Annotated in this window: 19 protein-coding genes and 3 tRNA genes; 10 read left to right on the top strand and 12 right to left on the bottom strand. The window is 65.7% G+C overall.

Translation table 11 applies throughout. The features are described 5' to 3' along the window. Positions 1 to 89 precede the first annotated feature (89 nt). The 6 genes from ACFPAH_RS00805 to ACFPAH_RS00780 form a co-directional block, all read right to left on the bottom strand. The gene (locus ACFPAH_RS00805) at positions 90 to 1,433 is read right to left on the bottom strand and encodes an amidohydrolase (RefSeq protein WP_379739167.1); all 1,344 of its coding nucleotides are present in this window, start codon (positions 1,431 to 1,433) and stop codon (positions 90 to 92) included. Positions 1,434 to 1,452: 19 nt separating this feature from the next. Beyond that, positions 1,453 to 3,306, bottom strand: a complete 1,854-nt coding sequence (locus tag ACFPAH_RS00800) for a M61 family metallopeptidase (protein WP_379739164.1) — start codon at positions 3,304 to 3,306, stop codon at positions 1,453 to 1,455. Between the two features lie 138 nt (positions 3,307 to 3,444). Further along, positions 3,445 to 4,014: a nucleotidyltransferase family protein gene (locus tag ACFPAH_RS00795; protein WP_379739161.1), complete on the bottom strand. Its 570-nt coding sequence runs from the start codon at positions 4,012 to 4,014 to the stop codon at positions 3,445 to 3,447. A 27-nt stretch (positions 4,015 to 4,041) separates the two neighbouring features. Next, a complete protein-coding gene (locus ACFPAH_RS00790; protein WP_379739158.1) occupies positions 4,042 to 4,500 on the bottom strand; it encodes a (2Fe-2S)-binding protein in 459 nt (152 codons plus the stop codon). 27 nt (positions 4,501 to 4,527) lie between these two features. After that, positions 4,528 to 5,244, bottom strand: a complete 717-nt coding sequence (locus ACFPAH_RS00785; protein ID WP_379739155.1) for a DsbC family protein — start codon at positions 5,242 to 5,244, stop codon at positions 4,528 to 4,530. Between the two features lie 21 nt (positions 5,245 to 5,265). After that, positions 5,266 to 6,519: an FAD-dependent monooxygenase gene (locus ACFPAH_RS00780; RefSeq protein ID WP_379739152.1), complete on the bottom strand. Its 1,254-nt coding sequence runs from the start codon at positions 6,517 to 6,519 to the stop codon at positions 5,266 to 5,268. Positions 6,520 to 6,628: 109 nt separating this feature from the next. Here ACFPAH_RS00780 and ACFPAH_RS00775 point away from each other — a divergent pair. Together ACFPAH_RS00775 and gdhA are read left to right on the top strand one after the other, a co-directional pair. Then, a tRNA-Phe gene (locus ACFPAH_RS00775) sits at positions 6,629 to 6,704 on the top strand. Between the two features lie 281 nt (positions 6,705 to 6,985). Then, positions 6,986 to 8,329 (top strand): NADP-specific glutamate dehydrogenase, encoded by a 1,344-nt coding sequence (gene gdhA / locus ACFPAH_RS00770; protein WP_379739149.1) that lies wholly within the window; start codon positions 6,986 to 6,988, stop codon positions 8,327 to 8,329. Between the two features lie 58 nt (positions 8,330 to 8,387). Here gdhA and ACFPAH_RS00765 read toward each other — a convergent pair whose 3' ends face one another. Both ACFPAH_RS00765 and ACFPAH_RS00760 read right to left on the bottom strand, forming a co-directional pair. Further along, positions 8,388 to 8,813 (bottom strand): YgiW/YdeI family stress tolerance OB fold protein, encoded by a 426-nt coding sequence (locus ACFPAH_RS00765; protein ID WP_379739146.1) that lies wholly within the window; start codon positions 8,811 to 8,813, stop codon positions 8,388 to 8,390. Between the two features lie 46 nt (positions 8,814 to 8,859). Beyond that, positions 8,860 to 9,069: a DUF2945 domain-containing protein gene (locus ACFPAH_RS00760; protein WP_379739143.1), complete on the bottom strand. Its 210-nt coding sequence runs from the start codon at positions 9,067 to 9,069 to the stop codon at positions 8,860 to 8,862. Positions 9,070 to 9,218: 149 nt separating this feature from the next. Between ACFPAH_RS00760 and ACFPAH_RS00755 the strand changes: the two genes are divergently transcribed. Then, positions 9,219 to 9,665, top strand: a complete 447-nt coding sequence (locus ACFPAH_RS00755) for a nuclear transport factor 2 family protein (protein WP_379739140.1) — start codon at positions 9,219 to 9,221, stop codon at positions 9,663 to 9,665. Between the two features lie 73 nt (positions 9,666 to 9,738). Here the strand turns inward: ACFPAH_RS00755 and ACFPAH_RS00750 are convergent, their stop codons facing one another. Both ACFPAH_RS00750 and ACFPAH_RS00745 read right to left on the bottom strand, forming a co-directional pair. Then, positions 9,739 to 10,275: a DUF2058 domain-containing protein gene (locus tag ACFPAH_RS00750; protein WP_379739138.1), complete on the bottom strand. Its 537-nt coding sequence runs from the start codon at positions 10,273 to 10,275 to the stop codon at positions 9,739 to 9,741. A gap of 118 nt (positions 10,276 to 10,393) precedes the next feature. Further along, complete coding sequence (locus ACFPAH_RS00745) at positions 10,394 to 11,362, bottom strand: MerR family transcriptional regulator (protein WP_379739135.1); 969 nt, start codon at positions 11,360 to 11,362, stop codon at positions 10,394 to 10,396. Between the two features lie 130 nt (positions 11,363 to 11,492). Here ACFPAH_RS00745 and ACFPAH_RS00740 point away from each other — a divergent pair, with 130 nt between their 5' ends. Both ACFPAH_RS00740 and ACFPAH_RS00735 read left to right on the top strand, forming a co-directional pair. Then, entirely contained in the window at positions 11,493 to 11,948 is a 456-nt protein-coding gene (locus tag ACFPAH_RS00740; RefSeq protein WP_379739133.1) for a fasciclin domain-containing protein, read from the top strand. Positions 11,949 to 12,144: 196 nt separating this feature from the next. Further along, positions 12,145 to 13,041: a UV damage endonuclease UvsE gene (locus tag ACFPAH_RS00735; RefSeq protein WP_379739130.1), complete on the top strand. Its 897-nt coding sequence runs from the start codon at positions 12,145 to 12,147 to the stop codon at positions 13,039 to 13,041. A gap of 52 nt (positions 13,042 to 13,093) precedes the next feature. Here ACFPAH_RS00735 and ACFPAH_RS00730 read toward each other — a convergent pair whose 3' ends face one another. Next, the gene (locus ACFPAH_RS00730) at positions 13,094 to 13,954 is read right to left on the bottom strand and encodes a class I SAM-dependent methyltransferase (protein WP_379739127.1); all 861 of its coding nucleotides are present in this window, start codon (positions 13,952 to 13,954) and stop codon (positions 13,094 to 13,096) included. A 101-nt stretch (positions 13,955 to 14,055) separates the two neighbouring features. Here ACFPAH_RS00730 and ACFPAH_RS00725 point away from each other — a divergent pair, with 101 nt between their 5' ends. From ACFPAH_RS00725 to ACFPAH_RS00705, 5 genes are all read left to right on the top strand, one after another. Then, positions 14,056 to 15,048 carry an AraC family transcriptional regulator gene (locus ACFPAH_RS00725; RefSeq protein ID WP_379739124.1) on the top strand — a complete coding sequence of 331 codons (993 nt, stop codon included), beginning with the start codon at positions 14,056 to 14,058 and terminating at the stop codon, positions 15,046 to 15,048. Between the two features lie 62 nt (positions 15,049 to 15,110). Next, positions 15,111 to 15,186: transfer RNA gene (locus ACFPAH_RS00720), tRNA-Phe, on the top strand. A 263-nt stretch (positions 15,187 to 15,449) separates the two neighbouring features. Beyond that, positions 15,450 to 15,665 carry a PAS domain-containing protein gene (locus tag ACFPAH_RS00715; RefSeq protein ID WP_379739121.1) on the top strand — a complete coding sequence of 72 codons (216 nt, stop codon included), beginning with the start codon at positions 15,450 to 15,452 and terminating at the stop codon, positions 15,663 to 15,665. Then, positions 15,641 to 16,795: a diguanylate cyclase domain-containing protein gene (locus tag ACFPAH_RS00710; protein ID WP_379739210.1), complete on the top strand. Its 1,155-nt coding sequence runs from the start codon at positions 15,641 to 15,643 to the stop codon at positions 16,793 to 16,795. The genes ACFPAH_RS00715 and ACFPAH_RS00710 overlap by 25 nt, the downstream gene beginning before the upstream one ends. After that, positions 16,762 to 16,836: transfer RNA gene (locus tag ACFPAH_RS00705), tRNA-Phe, on the top strand. Before ACFPAH_RS00710 ends, ACFPAH_RS00705 begins: the two co-directional genes overlap by 34 nt. Before the next feature lie 76 nt (positions 16,837 to 16,912). Here ACFPAH_RS00705 and ACFPAH_RS00700 read toward each other — a convergent pair. Continuing rightward, positions 16,913 to 18,487, bottom strand: a complete 1,575-nt coding sequence (locus ACFPAH_RS00700) for an AbgT family transporter (protein ID WP_379739118.1) — start codon at positions 18,485 to 18,487, stop codon at positions 16,913 to 16,915. Positions 18,488 to 18,590: the final 103 nt, after the last annotated feature.

The following is an 18,590-nucleotide window of genomic DNA, read 5'->3' as shown; positions in this document are numbered from 1 at the left end:
GTTGACCGCCTAGAGCCGCCAACACAGCGCAAACATCCGCGTGGACTCGTCGCTGAAGCCCCCGGCTTCAGCGACTCCCCCCTACGAGATCAGCGTTTTAACACGTTCAGCACCGCCAGGCTCATCGCCTGCGCCGCCGTCTTGATCGACGGTTCCGGCACCGGCGCATAGAAGGGCGAATGGTTGAACGCGATCGGCTTGCCACCCTCGCGCTCGGCCTCGAGCACGGTCTTCGGATCGTACACGCCGGTGAAGAAGAACATCGAAGGCACGCCTTCGTTGACGAACTGGGAAAAATCCTCGCTCGCCGTCATGGCCGGCATGCGCTGGGCCTTGTCGTCGCCGAAGGCATCCTTGAACACGGCTTCGGTTTTCACGACCAGCGCGTCGCTGTTGACGATCGCCGCGCCGCCACTGATCAACTGCACGTCCGGCGCCGGCGCGCCCGCCATCGCCGCCGACGCATTCGCCACCCGGCGCACGCCGTCGAGCAGCTTGGCGCGCACGGCCGGGCTGTAGGAGCGGATGGTGCCGCGCACCTGCACGCTGTCCGGGATGATGTTGCCGACCGTGCCGCCCTGGATGGCGCCGATCGTCACCACGCCGAATTCCTTCGGGTCCTTTTCGCGGCTGATGACGGTCTGCACGTCGACGACGAAGCGCGCCGCGACCATGATCGGGTCGACCGATTTATCCGGCGCCGAGCCGTGTCCGCCGCGGCCCTTGAAGACGATCTCGATCGCGTCGGAATTGGACGAGACCGCGCCCGTGTTGTAGCCGACCGTGCCGTGCGCGAGCGGCCAGGAGTGCAGCGCGAACGCATAATCGGGCTTCGGGAAGCGGGTGAACAGGCCATCGGCCAGCATCGCCCTGGCGCCCGACACGGTCTCCTCGGCCGGCTGGCCGACGAACACCAGCGTCCCCTTCCACTGCGATTTCAGCTCCGCCAGCGTACGGGCCGTTCCCAGCCAGCTCGCCATGTGCAGGTCGTGGCCGCAGCTGTGGGTAACGAAACTCTCGCGCCCGTCGCTCGCGGCTTTGGCGCGGCTGGCGTAGGGCAAGCCGGTCTTCTCTTCCATCGGCAGGCCATCGAGTTCGGTACGCACCAGCACGGTCGGCCCGGCGCCGTTTTTCAGCACGGCGACCACGCCCGTCTTGCCGACCTTTTCGGTCACCGTAAAGCCGAGCTTGCGCATCTCGGTCGCCAGCTTGCCTGCCGTGCGCACTTCCTGGAAGGCGATCTCCGGATGGGCGTGCAGGTCCTTATATACGGTATCGAGCCACGGATACATGCCGTCGATGCGAGTCTTCACGTCCTGCTTGAGCGGTGCGGGAAGCTGGGCCAGGGCCGGGAGCGTGGTGAGGGCGAGGACAGCGGCGGCAAGCGTTTTCAAGGGAACCTCGTCGAATGGAGAAATGAAAAGGCCCGGCATTGGCCGGGCCTGTGAGGAATCAAGCCACGCTCGGGCGGGCAAGCGCCGTTTTCTTGCCGGGAGCGGCCAGCGCCAGGCTGATGCCCGGCACGCGCTCGCCCTGCAGGGTCAGGTCGAAGGCGATCAGCTCGTCGCGGCGGAAGGCGTGCACCACGACCTTGTCGCCCACGCGATAGCGCGACAGCAGCGCATCGACGTTCGAGGGGTTGCCGTTCACGCGCAGGCCGTCGATGGCGATCACGATGTCGAGCGCCGACAGGCCGGCCTGGTGCGCCGCGCCGCCCTCGTGCACTTGCGTCAGCTTGGCGCCGAGCGGGTCGCGGCCGATGCCGGCGTCGAACGAGGGCTTGCCGTTCTTGCGCTCGTCGAGCAGCTTGACGCCGAACGGCGCCAGCAGCTTGGGCAGCGGAATGTCCTCGACTCCGCGCACGTACTTGTCGAACAAGGGGCGCAGCTTGAGGCCGCTGACCTCGTCGAACAGCGCCTCGACTTCCTGGTCCGTCACGCCCCGGCCCGCGCCGGCATAGAAATCGCGCCCGTAGCGCTCCCACAGCGCGCGCATGATGTCGTCGAGCGACCTGGCGCCGGCGGTCTTGGCGCGGATCGTCAGGTCGAAGGCCAGCGCGATCAGCGAGCCCTTGCTGTAATAGCTGATGATCGCGTTCGGCGAATTCTCGTCCTGGCGGTAGTACTTGCTCCAGGCATCGAAACTCGAATCGGCCACGCTCTGCTTGAGGCGGCCGCTGCCGCGCAGCACGCTGCCGACCGTTTTCGCCAGCAGCTTGAAATAGGTCGGCTCCTTGATGATCCCGGCGCGCACCAGCATCAGGTCGTCGTAATAGCTGGTGAACCCCTCGAACAGCCACAAGAGCGGCGTGTAGTTCTCGACCTGCAGGTCGTAGGGCGCGAACACGGCCGGCTTGATGCGCTTGACGTTCCAGGTATGGAAGTATTCGTGGCTGCACAGGCCGAGGAATTTCAGGTAGCCCTCGTTCGGCTCGCCCGACTTCTGCATGGCGCTGCTCGGCAGGTCGGCGCGGGCGCAGATCAGGGCGGTCGAGGCGCGGTGTTCGAGGCCGCCGTAGCCGTCGCCGACCGCCATCGTCATGAACACGTAGCGCTCGACCGGCGCGCGGCGCGTCGCGGGCTCGAAGAACGCGATTTGCGCTTCGCAGATCGCCTTCAGGTCGGCCTGCAGGCGCGCCATGTCCAGGTTCGGCACGATGCCGGTGATGACGATGTCGTGCGGGATGCCGTGCGCCTTGAAGCTGGCCAGCGCGAAGTCGCCCATCTCCACCGGGTGGTCGATCAATTCGTCGTAGTCGCCCGCGACATAGGTGCCGAAGCCGTAGCGCTTGGCGCCCAGCTCCTGCATGGCGGTGGCCACGCGCCAGGTCTTCGCGACCGGGTCGGCGGGGCGCTGGATATCGACCTCGTGCGCGCCCTGCTCCTGGCCCACCACGCGCAGGAAGACACTGGTGCCGTTGAAGAAGCCGTGGGTCTGGTCCAGGTGCGCCGCGCGCACCGACAGGTCCCAGGCATAGACTTCATAGTGCAGGGTCAGTGGGCCGGCGACCGGCGCCGCACGCCAGGAATGCTTGTCCAGCTTGGTGAGCGCGACGGGCACGCCGTTCGATTCGGCGCGCATGCGCACGATGTTGCGCGCGAACTCGCGGATCATGTAGCTGCCCGGAATCCAGGCCGGCAGCGCGAACTCCTGGCCGTCCGCATTCGGCGCCGGCACGGTCAGCGTCACGTTGAACAGGTGCCCGGCCAGGTCTTTCGGGACGATGGTGTAATGGATCGCGGGCTGCTTGGGCTGCTTCGGCGGCTTGATCTGCTTGGGCTGCTTGTTCAGGGCTGTTTTTTTCATGATGGCGAAAGGAGTCGGATTGTTTCCCGTAGTGTAAAGGATTCCGTCCCTGCGGCAACCTGGCATGCGGCCCGAGCGTCTAACAAAAGCCGCAGGGCGAGACGCTGCAACGCCGCCATGAGGCTTTATGCGGCCCGCTCACAGGTCGGCTGGCGTGTCGATGTCGCGGAAGATGCCTTCATCGGCCACCTCGACCTCGGTCACCACGCTGGACTTGAGCAGTCCGCGCGCCCCGGCGTCGCCTTCGAGCGCCAGCAGCGCCGGCAGGTGGGCCGCGCCGAAGGCGACCGGATTGCCGCGCCGCCCGTTCATGACCGGCGCCGCGATATCCGCGCCCGCCGCCAGCGCGGCGAGCAGCGCGCGCAGCGTAGCCGGTTCGACGAAGGGCATGTCGCCCAGCGCCACCAGCCAGGCATCGGCCTGCGGCAGCGAGTGGCGGATGGCGTGCACCAGCGAAGCCGCCATGCCGCTGTCGGCCGCCGCGCAGACCGTGAGCTCGCAGCCGAGCGCGCCCAGCGCGGCAGCGACGCCGCCGTCGCCCGGCGGCACGACGGCGATGACGCGCGGGAGCACGGCGAGCAGATGGCGGGCGCTGGCGACGACGACCGGGTCGCCGCCGGGGAGGATCTGCAGGAGTTTATTCCGGTGGCCTTCCGGATCGAAGCGCCGCCCGCGGCCGGCCGCGAGCAGGATGCCGGCGGCGTTCACGGCCTTCCCCCGCGAGGGGGCGCCGGCTCAGGCCAGGGCAGCGGCCGCATCCTTGATCGCCGCGCGGATGCGCTGGTAGGTGCCGCAGCGGCAGATGTTGCCGCTCATGGCGCCGTCGATGTCGGCGTCGCTGGGCGCGCGATTGCTGCGCAGCAGGGCCGTCGCGCTCATCACCTGCCCGCTCTGGCAGTAGCCGCATTGCGGCACGTCGTGGCGGATCCAGGCCGCCTGCACGGCTTTGCCGACGGGGTCCTGGCCGATCGCCTCGATGGTCGTGATGGCGCGGCCGGCGACGCCGGCCACCGGGGTGACGCAGGCGCGCACGGGATGGCCGTCCAGGTGGACGGTGCAGGCGCCGCACAGCGCGGCCCCGCAGCCGAACTTGGTGCCGGTCAGGTGCAGGTGGTCGCGCAGCGCCCACAGGATGGGCGTCGCGGGATCGACCTCGAGCCGGACATCGCGGCCGTTGACGTTCAGCTGCATCATTGCCTGCTTATTTGCGCTTACTTGCGCTTACTTGAGCGACTGCAGCTTCGTTTCGAGGGTCTGCAGGTCGACCGCGCCCGGGATGCGGGTGCCGTCGGTGAAGAAGATCGCCGGCGTGCCCGTGATGCTCAGTTTCTGGCCCAGTTCGAGCACCTTCGCGTTCGGCGAATCGCAGCTGGCCGGGGAAGCCGGCGGCACCTTGCCGTTGATCATCCAGTCGTCCCAGGCCTTGATGCGGTTCGGCGCGCACCAGATGTTCTTCGACTTCGTGAACGAATCCTCGGACAGGATGTTGTACATGAAGGTGTAGATGGTGACGTTGTCCAGGTCCTTGAGCGTGGTCTGGCGCAGGCGCTTGCAATAGCCGCAGTTCGGGTCTTCGAACACGGCGATCACGCGCTTGCCGTCGCCCTTGACCTGCTTGAGTGCCAGGTTCAGCGGCAAATCGGAGAACTTGATCTTGTTCAGGTCGTCGATGCGGGCGCGGGTCAGGTTTTTCGAGGTCTTGGCTTCGTACACGTGGCCGATGAACAGGTATTCGGCCTTCTTGTCGGTGTACAGGATGTCGCCGCCGACGCGCAGCTCGTACAGGCCGCTGTAGGGCGTCTCGCTGATCGACTCGATCTTGGCGCCGCCGAGGCGTGGCTCGATGTTCTTGCGGATATTGGTTTCGACGCTGTTTTGGGCGTCGACGCACGAGGCCATCATCCCCAGCGCCAGCAGCGCGGCGATCTTGGTTTTCATCACAATCTGATCCTTCAAAGTTTATTTGCCGAGGGCGTGCGCCATCAGGCGCCGCTTTACAAAGGGCAATTTATCGAGCAAGTTTAACCCGACATTCCGCGCGATGCGCAGGGGTTCGAGGTTGGCGCCGAACAGGCGTTCGAGGCCGTCGGTGGCCAGTTGCATCAGGAGCACGTCTTCCTTGCGCGCCCGCGCATAGCGCGCCAGCACCCGCTCGTCGCCGATGGCGCGGTGCGCTTCGCGTTCGCCGATCACGCGCAGCAGGTCCTTGATGTCGCCGAAACCGAGGTTCATGCCATGCCCGGCCAGCGGATGCACGGCGTGCGCGGCGTCCCCGACCAGGGCGACGTGCGGCGCGGTCAGCGCATGCGGGCGCACCAGGGCCAGCGGCACCGCCTTGACCAGCTCCGGCTGCAGCGGCTTCAGGGTGCCGAGCGGCTCGTCGGCGTATTCGCCGAGGCGGATCGCCAGCTCGCCCATCGACTCGTCCATCAGTTGCGCGGCCAGGGTTTCCGGCGCCGACCAGACCAGCGAGACGCGCTTGCCCGGCAGCGGCAGCAGCGCGATGATGCCGTCGGCGCAGGTGAACCACTGGTGGGCCACGCCGTGGTGCGGCTTTTCGCAGGAAAAATTGGTGACGATGGCGCGCTGGTGGTAAGCGCGGTAATCGATGCCGATGTCGCACTGGCCGCGCACCCAGGAATCGCGCCCGTCGGCGCCGACGACCAGTTTGGCATCGAGCCGGCGCCCGTCCTCGAGTTCGATTGCCGCGCCGTCCGGACCGCAGGCCAGGCGCACCGCGCAGCCCTGGACCAGCTGCACCTTGTGCGCGAATTTCAGGGCGGCGTCGAGCGCGCTGTTCAGGTTGCTGTCCTCGACGATCCAGGCCAGCGTGCCGGCATGGGCGCCAAAGGCGTCGAAGCCGAGGCTGCCCGCATCCTTGCCGTCGCCGTTGACCGCCATCGCATCGACCGGCGCCACCCGCTCCAGGTCGAGCGCGTCCCACACCTTCAGCGCAGCGAGCAGCTCGTGCGCGGTATGGTTCAGCGCGTAGACCCGCACGTCCCACGGGCGCTCGCCCGGGGCCGGCGCGGCGCCCTGTGGCGGGCCGGACGGCGGCATCAATACCGTCACGCTGTGCCCGGCCTGGGCAAAGCCGAGCGCGGCGGTCTTGGCGATGGCGCCATTGCCGACGATGCAAACGTCGCTGTGCAGGCTGGCGCCGGTGCTGCCGGCGCGGCGGGTGTGTGCAGTGGAAGAAGTCGGTGTCGTCATGTCAGGCATTATAGCGGGGCGTTTCGACAGGAAAGCAGGCGAGCCGCGAAGAAAGTTGCAGCGGGGTCTTGCAGAGCCGACGGACGCTGGCTATAATCATGCCTCTCTTGGCCTGGTAGCTCAGTTGGTAGAGCAGAGGATTGAAAATCCTTGTGTCGGTGGTTCGATTCCGCCCCGGGCCACCAAGAATTTAGCATCGGCAACAATGCGAACAAAACAAGCCACCTTCAGGTGGCTTTTTTGTATCCGGGGTCAGCAGGCCCTGGACATGACCCGGGCGCGCCCACAAGCGGCCCGCGGTAGTCACATCGGCGACCCTGATGTGGTTTTTCATGACGGATACCGTGCCCCAAGCGTCCATTGGTATGATCTCCCTGCCGGCCGTCGGCAAGGCAGTACCAGTGGTGCGACAGTGCATCAACCCATCGCGTCACGTCACGCGACGCTTTCCGCCCTGAGGACTCACATGAAATACGCTTCCGCGCACCAATTTCTGCAGCACGTCGCCGACCGGAATCCCGGCCAGCCCGAATTCCTGCAGGCAGTTACCGAAGTCATGGAAAGCCTCTGGCCTTTCATCGAGCAGCATCCCAGGTATGCCGAGCAGGGCCTGCTCGACCGCCTGGTCGAACCCGAGCGAGTGGTCATGTTCCGCGTCTCCTGGGTCGACGACCAGGGCCAGGTGCAAGTCAACCGCGGTTACCGTATCCAGCACAGCATGGCGATCGGCCCCTATAAGGGCGGCCTGCGCTTCCACCCCTCCGTCAACCTGTCGGTCCTCAAATTCCTGGCCTTCGAGCAGACCTTCAAGAATGCGCTGACGACGCTGCCCATGGGCGGCGGCAAGGGCGGCTCCGACTTCGATCCGAAAGGGAAAAGCCCGGGCGAGGTCATGCGCTTCTGCCAGGCCTTCATCAGCGAACTGTTCCGTCACGTCGGCTCGGATACCGATGTCCCGGCCGGCGATATCGGCGTCGGCGGGCGCGAAGTCGGCTACATGACCGGCATGATGAAAAAACTCAGCAATCGTGCCGACTGCGTCTTTACGGGCAAGGGCCTGAGTTTCGGCGGTTCGCTGATGCGTCCCGAGGCGACCGGCTACGGCACCGTCTACTTCGCACAAGAAATGCTCAAGACGCGCGGCCGCTCGCTCGACGGCCTGCGCGTGAGCGTGTCCGGTTCCGGCAACGTGGCCCAGTATGCAATCGAAAAAGCCATGGCGCTCGGCGCCAGGGTCATCACGGTATCGGATTCGAGCGGCACCGTGATCGACAACGACGGCTTCACGCCCGAGAAACTGGCGATCCTGATGGAAGTCAAAAACCATCTGTATGGCCGCGTCAACGACTATGCCGCGCGCACCGGCTGCCGCTTCGAAGCCGGCGTGCGCCCGTGGCATGTGCCGGTGGACGTCGCCCTCCCCTGCGCGACCCAGAACGAACTGGAAGCGAACGATGCCGCCACCCTGATCGCGAACGGCGTGCTGTGCGTGGCCGAAGGCGCGAACATGCCGTCGACCATCGAGGCCGCCAAGGCCTTCGAGGCGGCCGGCGTGCTGTACGCGCCGGGCAAGGCCAGCAACGCCGGCGGTGTTGCCACCTCCGGCCTGGAGATGAGCCAGAACGCCGAGCGCATGAGCTGGCCGGGCGAAGAGGTCGATGCCCGCCTGCTGCAGATCATGCAGGGCATCCACGCGGCCTGCCTGAAATACGGCACCCGCGCCGACGGCAGCCTCAGCTACGTGGACGGGGCGAATATCGCCGGCTTCGTCAAGGTGGCCGACGCCATGCTGGCCCAGGGCGTGATCTAAGTACTCGCCCAAGAACGACAACGCCACCTGCGGGTGGCGTTGTTCGTTGCCGGGACGGTCAGCGCTTTGCCGGCGCCGACGCGGTGAGTACCTTGAGCTGCTTCACATCGAGGCTGGGCTCGCCGATCATGTCCTTGTCGAATTCGCCGACCAGTTCGACCATCGTGTTCTGGTCGATGCGCACCCCTTGCGGGAAACGGTCGTCGTCGATCTCGACCGTCATCTTGCCGCTGGCATCCGTAAATTCGTATTCTTCCCCACTCTTGTGGCTGGTCAGCTTGCCCTGCAGGCGCGCGTACTGGTCGTCCTTGCCCTTGGCGAGCAAGTCCTTGGCCGTCATCAGCGGCGCGTTCGCCATGCCGGCATGGCCTTTGGCGGCTGACTTGCTCGACGAGGGGCCCGCATAACCGCTGGGTTGAGCGAGGGCCAGGGCCGGCACGGCAAGCGCGGCGGCGATCACGGACAGGGGGACAATGCGTTTCATAAGCGTTCCTTTTTCGTGGTCAATTGCGGTGGTCGGAAAGTGTTCGTCATAGTTTTTCGAGCGCGGCAGCCTTGTGCGCCGCCTCGGCCCCGGTCTTGTCGCTGACGACCAGGTACTCGGGATGGTCGGGCGAGGCCGCGACGTGATGGCCCTTGATGTCGGTGGGCGCGGTCAGTTTCTTGCGGATGGTTCCCGTGACCGTGCCCTGGGGCGAATGCCATCGCACCTTGTCGCCTGCCTTCAATGCATCCGTCATGATGCGTTTCCTGAAGTTGAAAAAAGTGTGCCCTGTGCCGCGGCCCGGCTTGCATTCCTCCCAGCGCGCACTAGGCTGAATGCACCGACTGCCCGCGGCGGTCGCATCCGCGATTGCCGGTGGACGGCCGCAAGCCGAGGGGAGCAATCATGGACGCGCAGGAAAACAAGCGGCTGGTGATGGAAGGCTACCAGATGTTCCAAAACGGTGACATTCCGCACCTGCTCGAGCGTTATCACGACGATGCGCTCTGGATGGAGCCCGAAGTGGAGAGCCTGCCTTTCTCCGGCAGGCACCAGGGCAAAGCCGAGATCGCGCGCTACTTCCAGGATCTGGATCAGTACGCGCAGGCCTTGCGCTTCGAGCCGAAGGAGTTCATTGCGGAGGGCGACAAGGTGGTCGTCTGCGGAGAAGCGACCTGGAGGTCGAGGAACACGGGGCGCAGTTACGACACCCCCTGGGTGCATGTCTTCACTATGCGTGACGGCAAGATCGCGCGCTTCGAGAATTACCACGATACCGCCGCGGGCGAGCGCGCCTTCAGGCAGGATCAGCCGGGGCAAGGATCGAGCACGGCGGCGCCCCTGCATCATTGAGGCAATACCTGTAGCCGACAGCAAAACGCCACCTTGCGGTGGCGTTTGTCGTCCGATGCCGCAGCGCGGCGGCTTACCACATCAGGTCGTCAGGAATTTTATAGGCTGCATACGGATCGTCTTCCTCGACTGCGGTCTCGGTCTTTTTCACCCGCACCACGAGCGAGGCGTCGCGTTCGGCGATCTTGTCGGCGATGACGCGCGGCACCAATTCGGTGTTCTCGCCCAGGCGCACGATCACCAGGCGCCCCGCCATCAGGTGCTCCTGCACCGCGTTCGAGACGTAGATGCGTTCGATCTTGGTGCCGTGGGTAAAGTGATAGGCGACGTCGCCGTTGCCCTTGCTCTGGCGGTTCTTCTGCACCATCTGCACGATCTGCGCCATGATCGCCTTCTGCTGCGCGGCCGCGTCGCGCTGGGCATTCAGTTCGCGCGCGCGCTCGGCGTTCTTGCGCTGCAATTCGGCCGCGGCCAGCTTGGCCTCGTCGACCGTCTGCGTGCCGGTGCGGCGTTCGATCTTTTGCTGCTTGGTCTTGTCCTGCTGAAGTTGTTTTGCCTTGTTCTTGTTGACCAGGCCGGCCTTCAAAAACTGATCTTGCAACGATGCCATGTCGGCGCTCCAATATTAAGGTCGCCGGCACAGGCCGGCGGAATTACCCGATAGGATAGCAAGGACGCCGGCGCCCGGCCAGCGCGAGGCCGGTTTTATGAGCGCTTAGTTGTAGCTCTTAGTTGCGCTGCCACGGCAGCGGCAATCCCTCGGCAATGGCCAGCGTCTCGAGCGCGCCTTCGAGCACCGTGCGCGCCTGCCCGGCCGCCAGCTCGAGTTGCGCATGCAGGCGCGCATCCTCGGGATTGCGGTGCGCGCACTGGGCGCTGTAGCGCTCGAAGCTGAACAGCATCATCAGGATGTCCGACAGGTGGCGCGGGCATTCGCAGGACAGGCGGTTGCTGGCGGCGGTCATGGCCGCCAGCGCCTCGTCGTCGAAGCGGGGCGGCGCGACTGCGGCCGGCGCTGCCGTGCTGTAGGGCGCGCGCAGCCGCTGCCCCGCCAATGCCGCGCGGCACAGCAGCGCCAGCTCGCCGAGGTCGGCCGGCACGCGGGCGACCAGGCATCCCTGGGCGCGCAGCGCGCGGATGGTGGCACTGGGACAGAAACGATACAACACGACCGTCGCCGCGACGCCGGATGCCGCCCGCGCCGCCGCCAGCAGCGGCAAGGCGCTGTCGTCGAGTTCGGAGAGTTCGGCCACCAGCACCTGCGCGCCGCTGGCGGCGCCGCCTGCGGCCACCTGCTCCAGGCCGGCGTAGCTGGCGCGCACATCGAGTCCGGCCGACCCGCGCTCGGCCGCCACGCGGCGCGCCAGCAGCGCGCCGGCCAGCATCACCGGCACCGGGCCGGCGGCCTCTTGCCCGCCTTCGGTGCCGGCGGCCAGCATGGCCTGCAACTGTTCACGCCCCAGGCTGGCCAGCATGCCGATCGCATGGCCCTGGTCGACCAGCTGCTTCAGCAGCCCGAGCCGGGCAACCTGCTCGGCCGAATACAGGCGCTGGCCGCGTTCTGAGCGCTCGGCGTCCGACAGGCTGTAGCGGCGCTCCCAGATGCGCAGCGTCTCCACCGGCAGGCCGGCCAGGCGGGCGGCTGCGCCACTGCGGTACATGATGCGGTCAGCTTCGTTTGCGATATGCGTATCCATGTGATCGTCCCATTATTGTCCCGTTAATGTTTCATTATACAGCGACAAAGCTTGGACAAGCTTAAACGAACGGCCTACATTGTGCACATGCCAGTTCACCACGGACTGCTGTCAACCCAAGGAGCCTCACATGAAGAAAATCCTGTTTGCCCTGCCGCTCGCCCTGGCGATCGGTTCCGCCCAGGCCGCCGATATCGTCGACACCGCCAAGTCGGCCGGCAGCTTCAACACCCTGGTCGCCGCCGTCCAGGCTGCCGGACTGGTCGATACCCTGAAAGGTCCGGGCCCGTTCACCGTGTTCGCGCCGACCGACGCCGCTTTCGCCAAGATTCCGAAAGCCAAGCTCGACGCGCTGCTGAAAGACAAGGCGGCCCTGACCAAGGTGCTGACCTATCACGTGGTGCCGGGCGCCGTGATGGCCGCCGACGTCAAGCCGGGCAATGTGAAAACCGTCGAGGGCAGCTCGCTGATGGTGGCCATGAAGGGCGGCAAGGTCATGGTGGACAAGGCGCAGGTCGTCAAGACCGACATCGCGGCCGACAACGGCGTGATCCACGTCATCGACTCGGTGATCATGCCGAAATAACGCTTTGCCGGGTCGCATGCATTGTGGGCAAACACAAGGCGGCAACCCCCACGCCACCGTTCGCCTCGCGGCGGGCGGTGGCGTGTCTGTTTGGGCCGGCATGGGTGAAACAGCGTTCGTGCCGCGCGTCAACTGAACCCGGGCATCAAACGCTTGGGCCTATACTTTTTCCACATCCTGTTTCGCGAGGGTCCTTATGCCGCAGCTTGGGCTGGTCTGCATCACCGCTTCCAAAGACATTCGTTACCGCACCATGACGCGCACGCGCCTGCATGCGCAGTCGCCTGACAGCCAGCGCAGCATCCTGGAAGACATTTTTCGGGACAACCTCCAGACCTTCGACGCGGCGATGCGCTATTGCGCGGATGCCGGCATCCGTTTATATCGCCTGCCCTCCTCGATCTTTCCCTTTGCCGACACGCCCGAGGGCCTGGCGGTATTGCGGACACTGGCGCCGGCGCTGGCGCGCTCGGGCCGGCGGGCGCTGGAGGCCGGCATCCGGCTGGTGATGCATCCTGACCAGTTCGTCGTGCTCAGTTCGGATTCGCCCGATGTCGTTGCCAACAGCATCAAGATCCTGCAAATGCACGCCGACATCATGGACTTGCTGGAACAGCCGCGCTCGCCATGGGCGCTGCTCGAAATCCACGGCGGCAAGGCGAACCGGGCCGACGCGCTGGTCGCCTGCATTGCCGGCCTGCCGGAGGCGATCCGCTGCCGCCTCGGGCTGGAAAACGACGAGTATGCCTACAGTGCCGAGGAAATTTATGCGATCTGCATGAGGAGCGGCCTGCCGATGGTGTTCGACGCCCACCACCACATCGTCCACGAAAAGCTCGACAGTTACGACGACCCGAGCGTGGCCGAGATGCTGGGCAAGGCGCGCGCCACCTGGGCCGTGCCGGAACACCAGCTGGTGCACATCTCGAACGGGCGCGCCGGCTTCAACGACCGCCAGCATGCCGACCTGATCGACACCATGCCGGCCGCGTACGCGCACGCGCCCTGGATCGAGATCGAGGCGAAATTGAAGGAGGAAGCGATCCAGGGGCTGCGGCCGTGGCTGGCCTCGCTGCCGGCGACGCCAGCCTGAATCCATCGGGCGGGCTTGTGCGGCGCACCGCCCGCCTCTGCGTGTCGGGGTCTTAGATGCTGCGCTTGACGATCACCGCCTCCAGGTATTCCGACGGCACCACCAGCGATGCCTTGCCGGCCGTATTGAACCGTTCGAGCAGGGTCACGATCTCGTGTTCGAGCGCGGCCTGGCCCTGGATGTCGAGCGCGCCGAAGGCCTTGTACACGGGCCCGTAAAAGTCGCGGAACACCTGCACCCAGTGCGCCGGGGAGGCATAGCGCATCAGGAAGTTGCGGCGCGTGGTGCGGATGTCGGCCGCGGCGTCGCCGAACAGTTCGCCGATATAGGCCTCCGTGCCCCACAGCAGCGGCGACATCACGCCCGCCGGGGGCGGCACGTACTTGCCGATCGTCTTGAACAACTGGCCGATGAAGGAGTCGGGCGTCCAGCTCGCCAGGCCGATGCGTCCGCCGTCGCGCACCACGCGCAGCAGTTCGCTCGACGAGCGGACATGATCGGGCGTAAACATCACGCCGTAGGTCGACAGGGCAACGTCGAAGGCGCCCGCCGGAAACGGCAGGTCTTCGGCATCGGCCACGCGAAATTCCACGTCCAGCCCTTCGGCGGCGGCACGCGCGCGGCCCTTGTCGAGCAGGGCCTGCACATAATCGGTCGAGGTGACGCGGGCGAAGCGGCGCGCCGCCGCCAGCGTCGCATTGCCGTTGCCGGCCGCAACGTCGAGCACGGTTTCGCCGGCGCGGATGTCGGCCGCCTCGGCCAGCTCTTCGCCGACGATCTGCAAGGTGACGCCGATGACGGCGAAGTCGCCGCTGGCCCAGGCCGCCTGCTGGCGCCCCTTGATCGCGGCATAGTCCGGCGCGGCCGAGGCACGCGCCGCCACCGAAGGCGGCGATTGCGTTGATTTGTCCATGGTGGCATCCTCCGTCTTCGCACTTCAAAATTCCAGTATCGTGCGTGCAGATGCCGGCGACTTGACCGCGCGTCGGCCTGGCTTGCCCGCGCGTCCTGACCATGCAGACCGACACCCTGTCCGATGTGCTGCGCTCGGTACGCCTGCGCGGCGCCGTCTTCTACCAGATCGGCCTCCCCGCGGTCTGGGCGGTGGAAGCGCCACCGATGCACGAGCTCGGCCGCATGCTGTTTCCCGACGCCGAACACGTGATGGAATACCACGTGCTGGCCAAGGGCACCGGCTGGGCCACGCTGACCGGCATGGCGCCGGTGCCGCTGCGCGCCGGCGATGTCATCATCCTGCCCCACGGCGACGGCCACGTGCTCTCGAGCGACCCGCAACAGCAGCCGGCGCGGATCGACCCCGAGTGGGTGAAGGCAACCCGCGACGCACCGAAACCGATCCCGGTCGTGTTCCACTCGCAATACGAATTTACCTGGGGCGAGCATGCCGCCCGGGCCGACAACGAACTCGTCTGCGGCTTCCTCAGCTGCGACCGGCATCCGTTCAATCCCCTGCTCGACGCCCTGCCGCGCCTGCTGCACCTGCCCGCATGCGGCGCCGGCGCCCACACCGACATCGGCGCGCTGGCGCTGCGCGCGGACCGCGGCCTGCCGGGCGCCGCCGCCCTGCTCGAGCGCGCCAGCGAAACCATGTTCATCGACGCCCTGCAGCGCTACCTGGAAAGCATGCCGGCCGGCAGCACCGGCTGGCTGGCCGGGCTGCGCGACCCGCAGGTCGGGCGCGCGCTGGGGCTGATCCACCGCGCCCCGGCCCGGCCCTGGACGATCGACGACCTGGCGCGCGCCGCCAGCCTGTCGCGCTCGGTCTTCTGCGCGCGCTTCCTGCGCCTGCTGGGCCTGCCGCCGATGCAATACCTGGCCCGCTGGCGCATGGAAGCGGCCGCCGGCCTGCTGCGCGGCAGCAAGTCTCCGGTGGCCGCGGTCGCATTGGAGGTCGGCTACGAATCGGAAGCCGCGTTCGCGCGCGCCTTCAAGCGCGAGGTCGGCACCTCGCCGGCGCGCTGGCGCCGCATGCAGCACGCCGCCTAGCCCGGCCGCGCACGCAAGAAATTATGGACGAGCCACAACTTCATGCTAAAATTCGCCGCCTTGGCCTGGTAGCTCAGTTGGTAGAGCAGAGGATTGAAAATCCTTGTGTCGGTGGTTCGATTCCGCCCCGGGCCACCAAGAATACCCTTTAAAAAAAACGCCCACTCATGCACGTGGGCGTTTTTTTTATTGGAGTTCGCAGTCCCCGGCTCCCGCCCATTTACGACGCTGACATCGGGCGCAATGCGGCAGCTGTTCAAGTTGCCTGCCAACATGCAGAGCCGCATGTCAGCCTGCCCTGATTCGACGCCGAAGGCCTGGCCGTTTTCCATGTCTCTTCGCACCGGAATCGACTGCATTCCCCCCAGCAAAAGTTTAATGGAATATGGCAAGATGTATCCATGGAACATAATATCTGCGCCCCGGTTGCCAGCGTCACGGACCTGCTGCTCGATGCGGTCTGCATGGTCGATGCTGACGGACGCTTTGTATTCGTCAGTGCCGCCAGCGAGCGCATCTTCGGCTATACCTCCGAGGAAATGATTGGCAAGCTCATGATCGATCTTGTCGCCCCGCCGACCGCGCGCGTACGCTGGCTGCGGCGCAGGACATCATGAATGGCAAATCCCATATCAACTTTGAAAACCGGTACCTGCGCAAGGACGGTAGCATCGTCCACATCATGTGGTCGGCTTGCTGGTCCGCGGCCGACCGGCTGCGCGTGGCGGTCGCGCGCGATGTCACGGCCCTGAAACAGGCCCAGGCCATGCAGGCGGTGCTCTACGCCATTTCCGAAGCAGCCCATGCAAGCGATGACCTGGCAGACCTGTTTCAGCGTAGCCACGCGATCATCGGCGAGCTGCTGCCTGCCTCCGGTTTTGGCGTCGCCTTGCTCGACACGCCGGATCGGCACTTGCAGTTCGCGTATTATCAGGACGACGGCGCGTCGCCCGATGCGTCCTTGCTGCGGCTACTGTGCGAGGAAGCAATGCAGCGCGCGGCGCCGCTGCTGCTCGAGCGTGACACCACCGACGTCCTCCCTGCTCCATTGCAGGCAATGACGCACACCATGGAAGGATGTGCGCTGGCGGTCCCGCTGACGACTTCCCAAGGCATCGCAGGCGCCATCGTGCTGCGCAGCAGAACCGACGTCGCCTGCTACACGCTTCGCGACCGCGAATTGCTGTCGTTCGTCGCGGAGCAGCTCGCCGCCGCCATCCAGCGCAAGCAGATGCATGCACAAATACGCTATATGGCCATGCACGACGAACTTACCCGCCTGCCCAACCGGCGCTTGTTCCATGACCGGCTCGACACCGCCCTGGTCCGCGCCCGGCGCCAGCAAAAGGGCTTGTCCTTGCTGTTCATCGACCTGAACCGGTTCAAACAGGTCAACGACCGATACGGCCACGCATGCGGCGACGTGTTGCTGCAGCAGCTTGCGTGCCGCATCGCCTCCTGCCTGCGCGACACCGATACGCTGGCGCGCCTGGGCGGTGACGAATTCGTTGTCCTGCTGGAAGGTGTCGCCCTGCCCTCGGATGCGGTGCTGGTCATGGAAAAGATCCATCTGGCGATGGCGCTGCCGGTAGACCTTGGCGAAGGCCGCCAACTGCAGGCGTCCGTCAGCATCGGCATCGCGCATTATCCCGAGCATGGCGACAGCCGGCAGGACCTCCTGTCGCATGCGGACCAGGCCATGTATGCCGTCAAGGCGCTCGCACCGGGCAAGCGAACAGAGGATTGAAAATCCTTGTGCCGGTGGTTCGATTCCGCCCCGGGCCACCAAAGTTTCCAAGAAAAACGCCAACCCTCGGGTTGGCGTTTTTCATTTCCACGCCTGTTTCTGCGCCTGCGGCCCCGGTCAGCCTGCCGCCGGGTAGGTGTAGGTCGAGCCGATACCCAGCGGAATATCCAGCGCCCAGAAACCGAGCAGGAACGAGGTCCAGACCACCAGCAAGGTGAGCGAGTACGGAAGCATCAGGGCGATCAGGGTGCCGATGCCGGTTGATTGCACATATTTCCGGCAGAAGACGATGATCAGCGGGAAATAAGGCAGCAAGGGCGTGATGATGTTGGTGGAGGAGTCGCCGACCCGGTACGCGGCCTGGGTGATGTCCGGCGACACGCCCAGTTCCATGAGCATCGGCACCATGACCGCGCCGATCAAGGCCCACTTGGCGGACGCCGACCCGATGAACAGGTTGACCGTGCCCGACAGCAGGACGATGCCCGCCAGCGTCACGCCCATCGGGAATGCCATTTCCTTGAGCCACAATGCGCCCTTGAGCGCGATCAGCGCGCCCAGGTTCGACTGGCCGAAGGCATAGATGAACAGCGCACAGAAGAAGGCCATGACGATGTAGTAACCCATGCCGCTCATGGCCTGGCTCATCCCCTTGACGATGTCGCGGTGGTTTTTTGCGGTGCCTGCAACGTAACCGTAGACCACGCCCGGGATCAGGAAGAAGATGAAGATGAGCGGGACGATCGACTGCATCAATGGCGCCGAGGAGTGCGTCAGTTCGCGTGTATCGGGCGAACGCCATGCCGAGGCTTCCGGCATCGCCGACAAGGCCAGCAGCGCCAGGCTGGCGATCATGGCGACACCGGCCCAGCGCAGTCCCTTGATCTCATTGGGGCGCAAGGCATCCATCGTCGGCAAGCCGGCAGGATCGCCGTCGATCGGCGTTTTTTTCAGGCGCGGCTCGATGACCTTGTCGGTCAGGAACCAGCCGACAAGAATCACAAGAAAGGTCGACGCCGTCGTGAAATAGTAATTGTTCAGTGGGTTGATCACGATCGACGCGGCGGTCGGGTCGGACGAGAGCCGTGCCGCGACCTGGGTCAGGCCGGCCAGGAGCGGATCCAGGCTGGACGGCACGAAGAAGGTGGCGGAAAAGCCGCCCGACACGCCGGCAAAGGCGGCCGCGATCCCGGCCAGCGGATGGCGTCCCGCCGCATAGAAGATCACGGCGCCCAGCGGAATGACCAGTACGTAGCCTGCATCGACGGCAACGTGGCTGAGCACCCCCACGCCGATCAGGACCGGGGTGAGCAGGAAGTTCGGCGTAATCGCCAGGATCTTGCGCAGGCCGGCGTTGATGAAACCCGTATGTTCCGCCACCCCCAGTCCGAGCATCGCCACCAGCACCACGCCCAGCGGCGGGAAGGTCACGAAGATGTTGACCATTTTTGCCATGAATTCCGTCAGGGCAGTCGGCGCCAGCAGGTTCTTGATCTGGATCGCCTGGCCCGTGCGCGGGTCGATCTCGGAAAAGACGAGGCCGGACATGGCCCAGGACAGCGCCCAGACCAGGGCCAGCAGCAGTGCGAACAACATCGCCGGATCGGGCAGCTTGTTGCCGGCGACCTCGATAAAATTCAGGATACGGTTCAATACGCCCGGTTTCTGTGCAGTCACTTGTGTAGTCATCATGCCCCTTGCATGACAGGCGAGCCCTGTCGACAGTTCGATCGATCGCAAGAGCAAGCCAGGCGACGCCAGAGCCCGACGGACCCGCTGTTGCATCCGAGACATA

Origin of the sequence: Massilia sp. GCM10023247, assembly GCF_042653325.1 — a bacterium.
In the GTDB taxonomy this organism is placed as follows: domain Bacteria; phylum Pseudomonadota; class Gammaproteobacteria; order Burkholderiales; family Burkholderiaceae_D; genus Telluria.
This window is presented reverse-complemented; position numbering and strand designations above follow the sequence as displayed.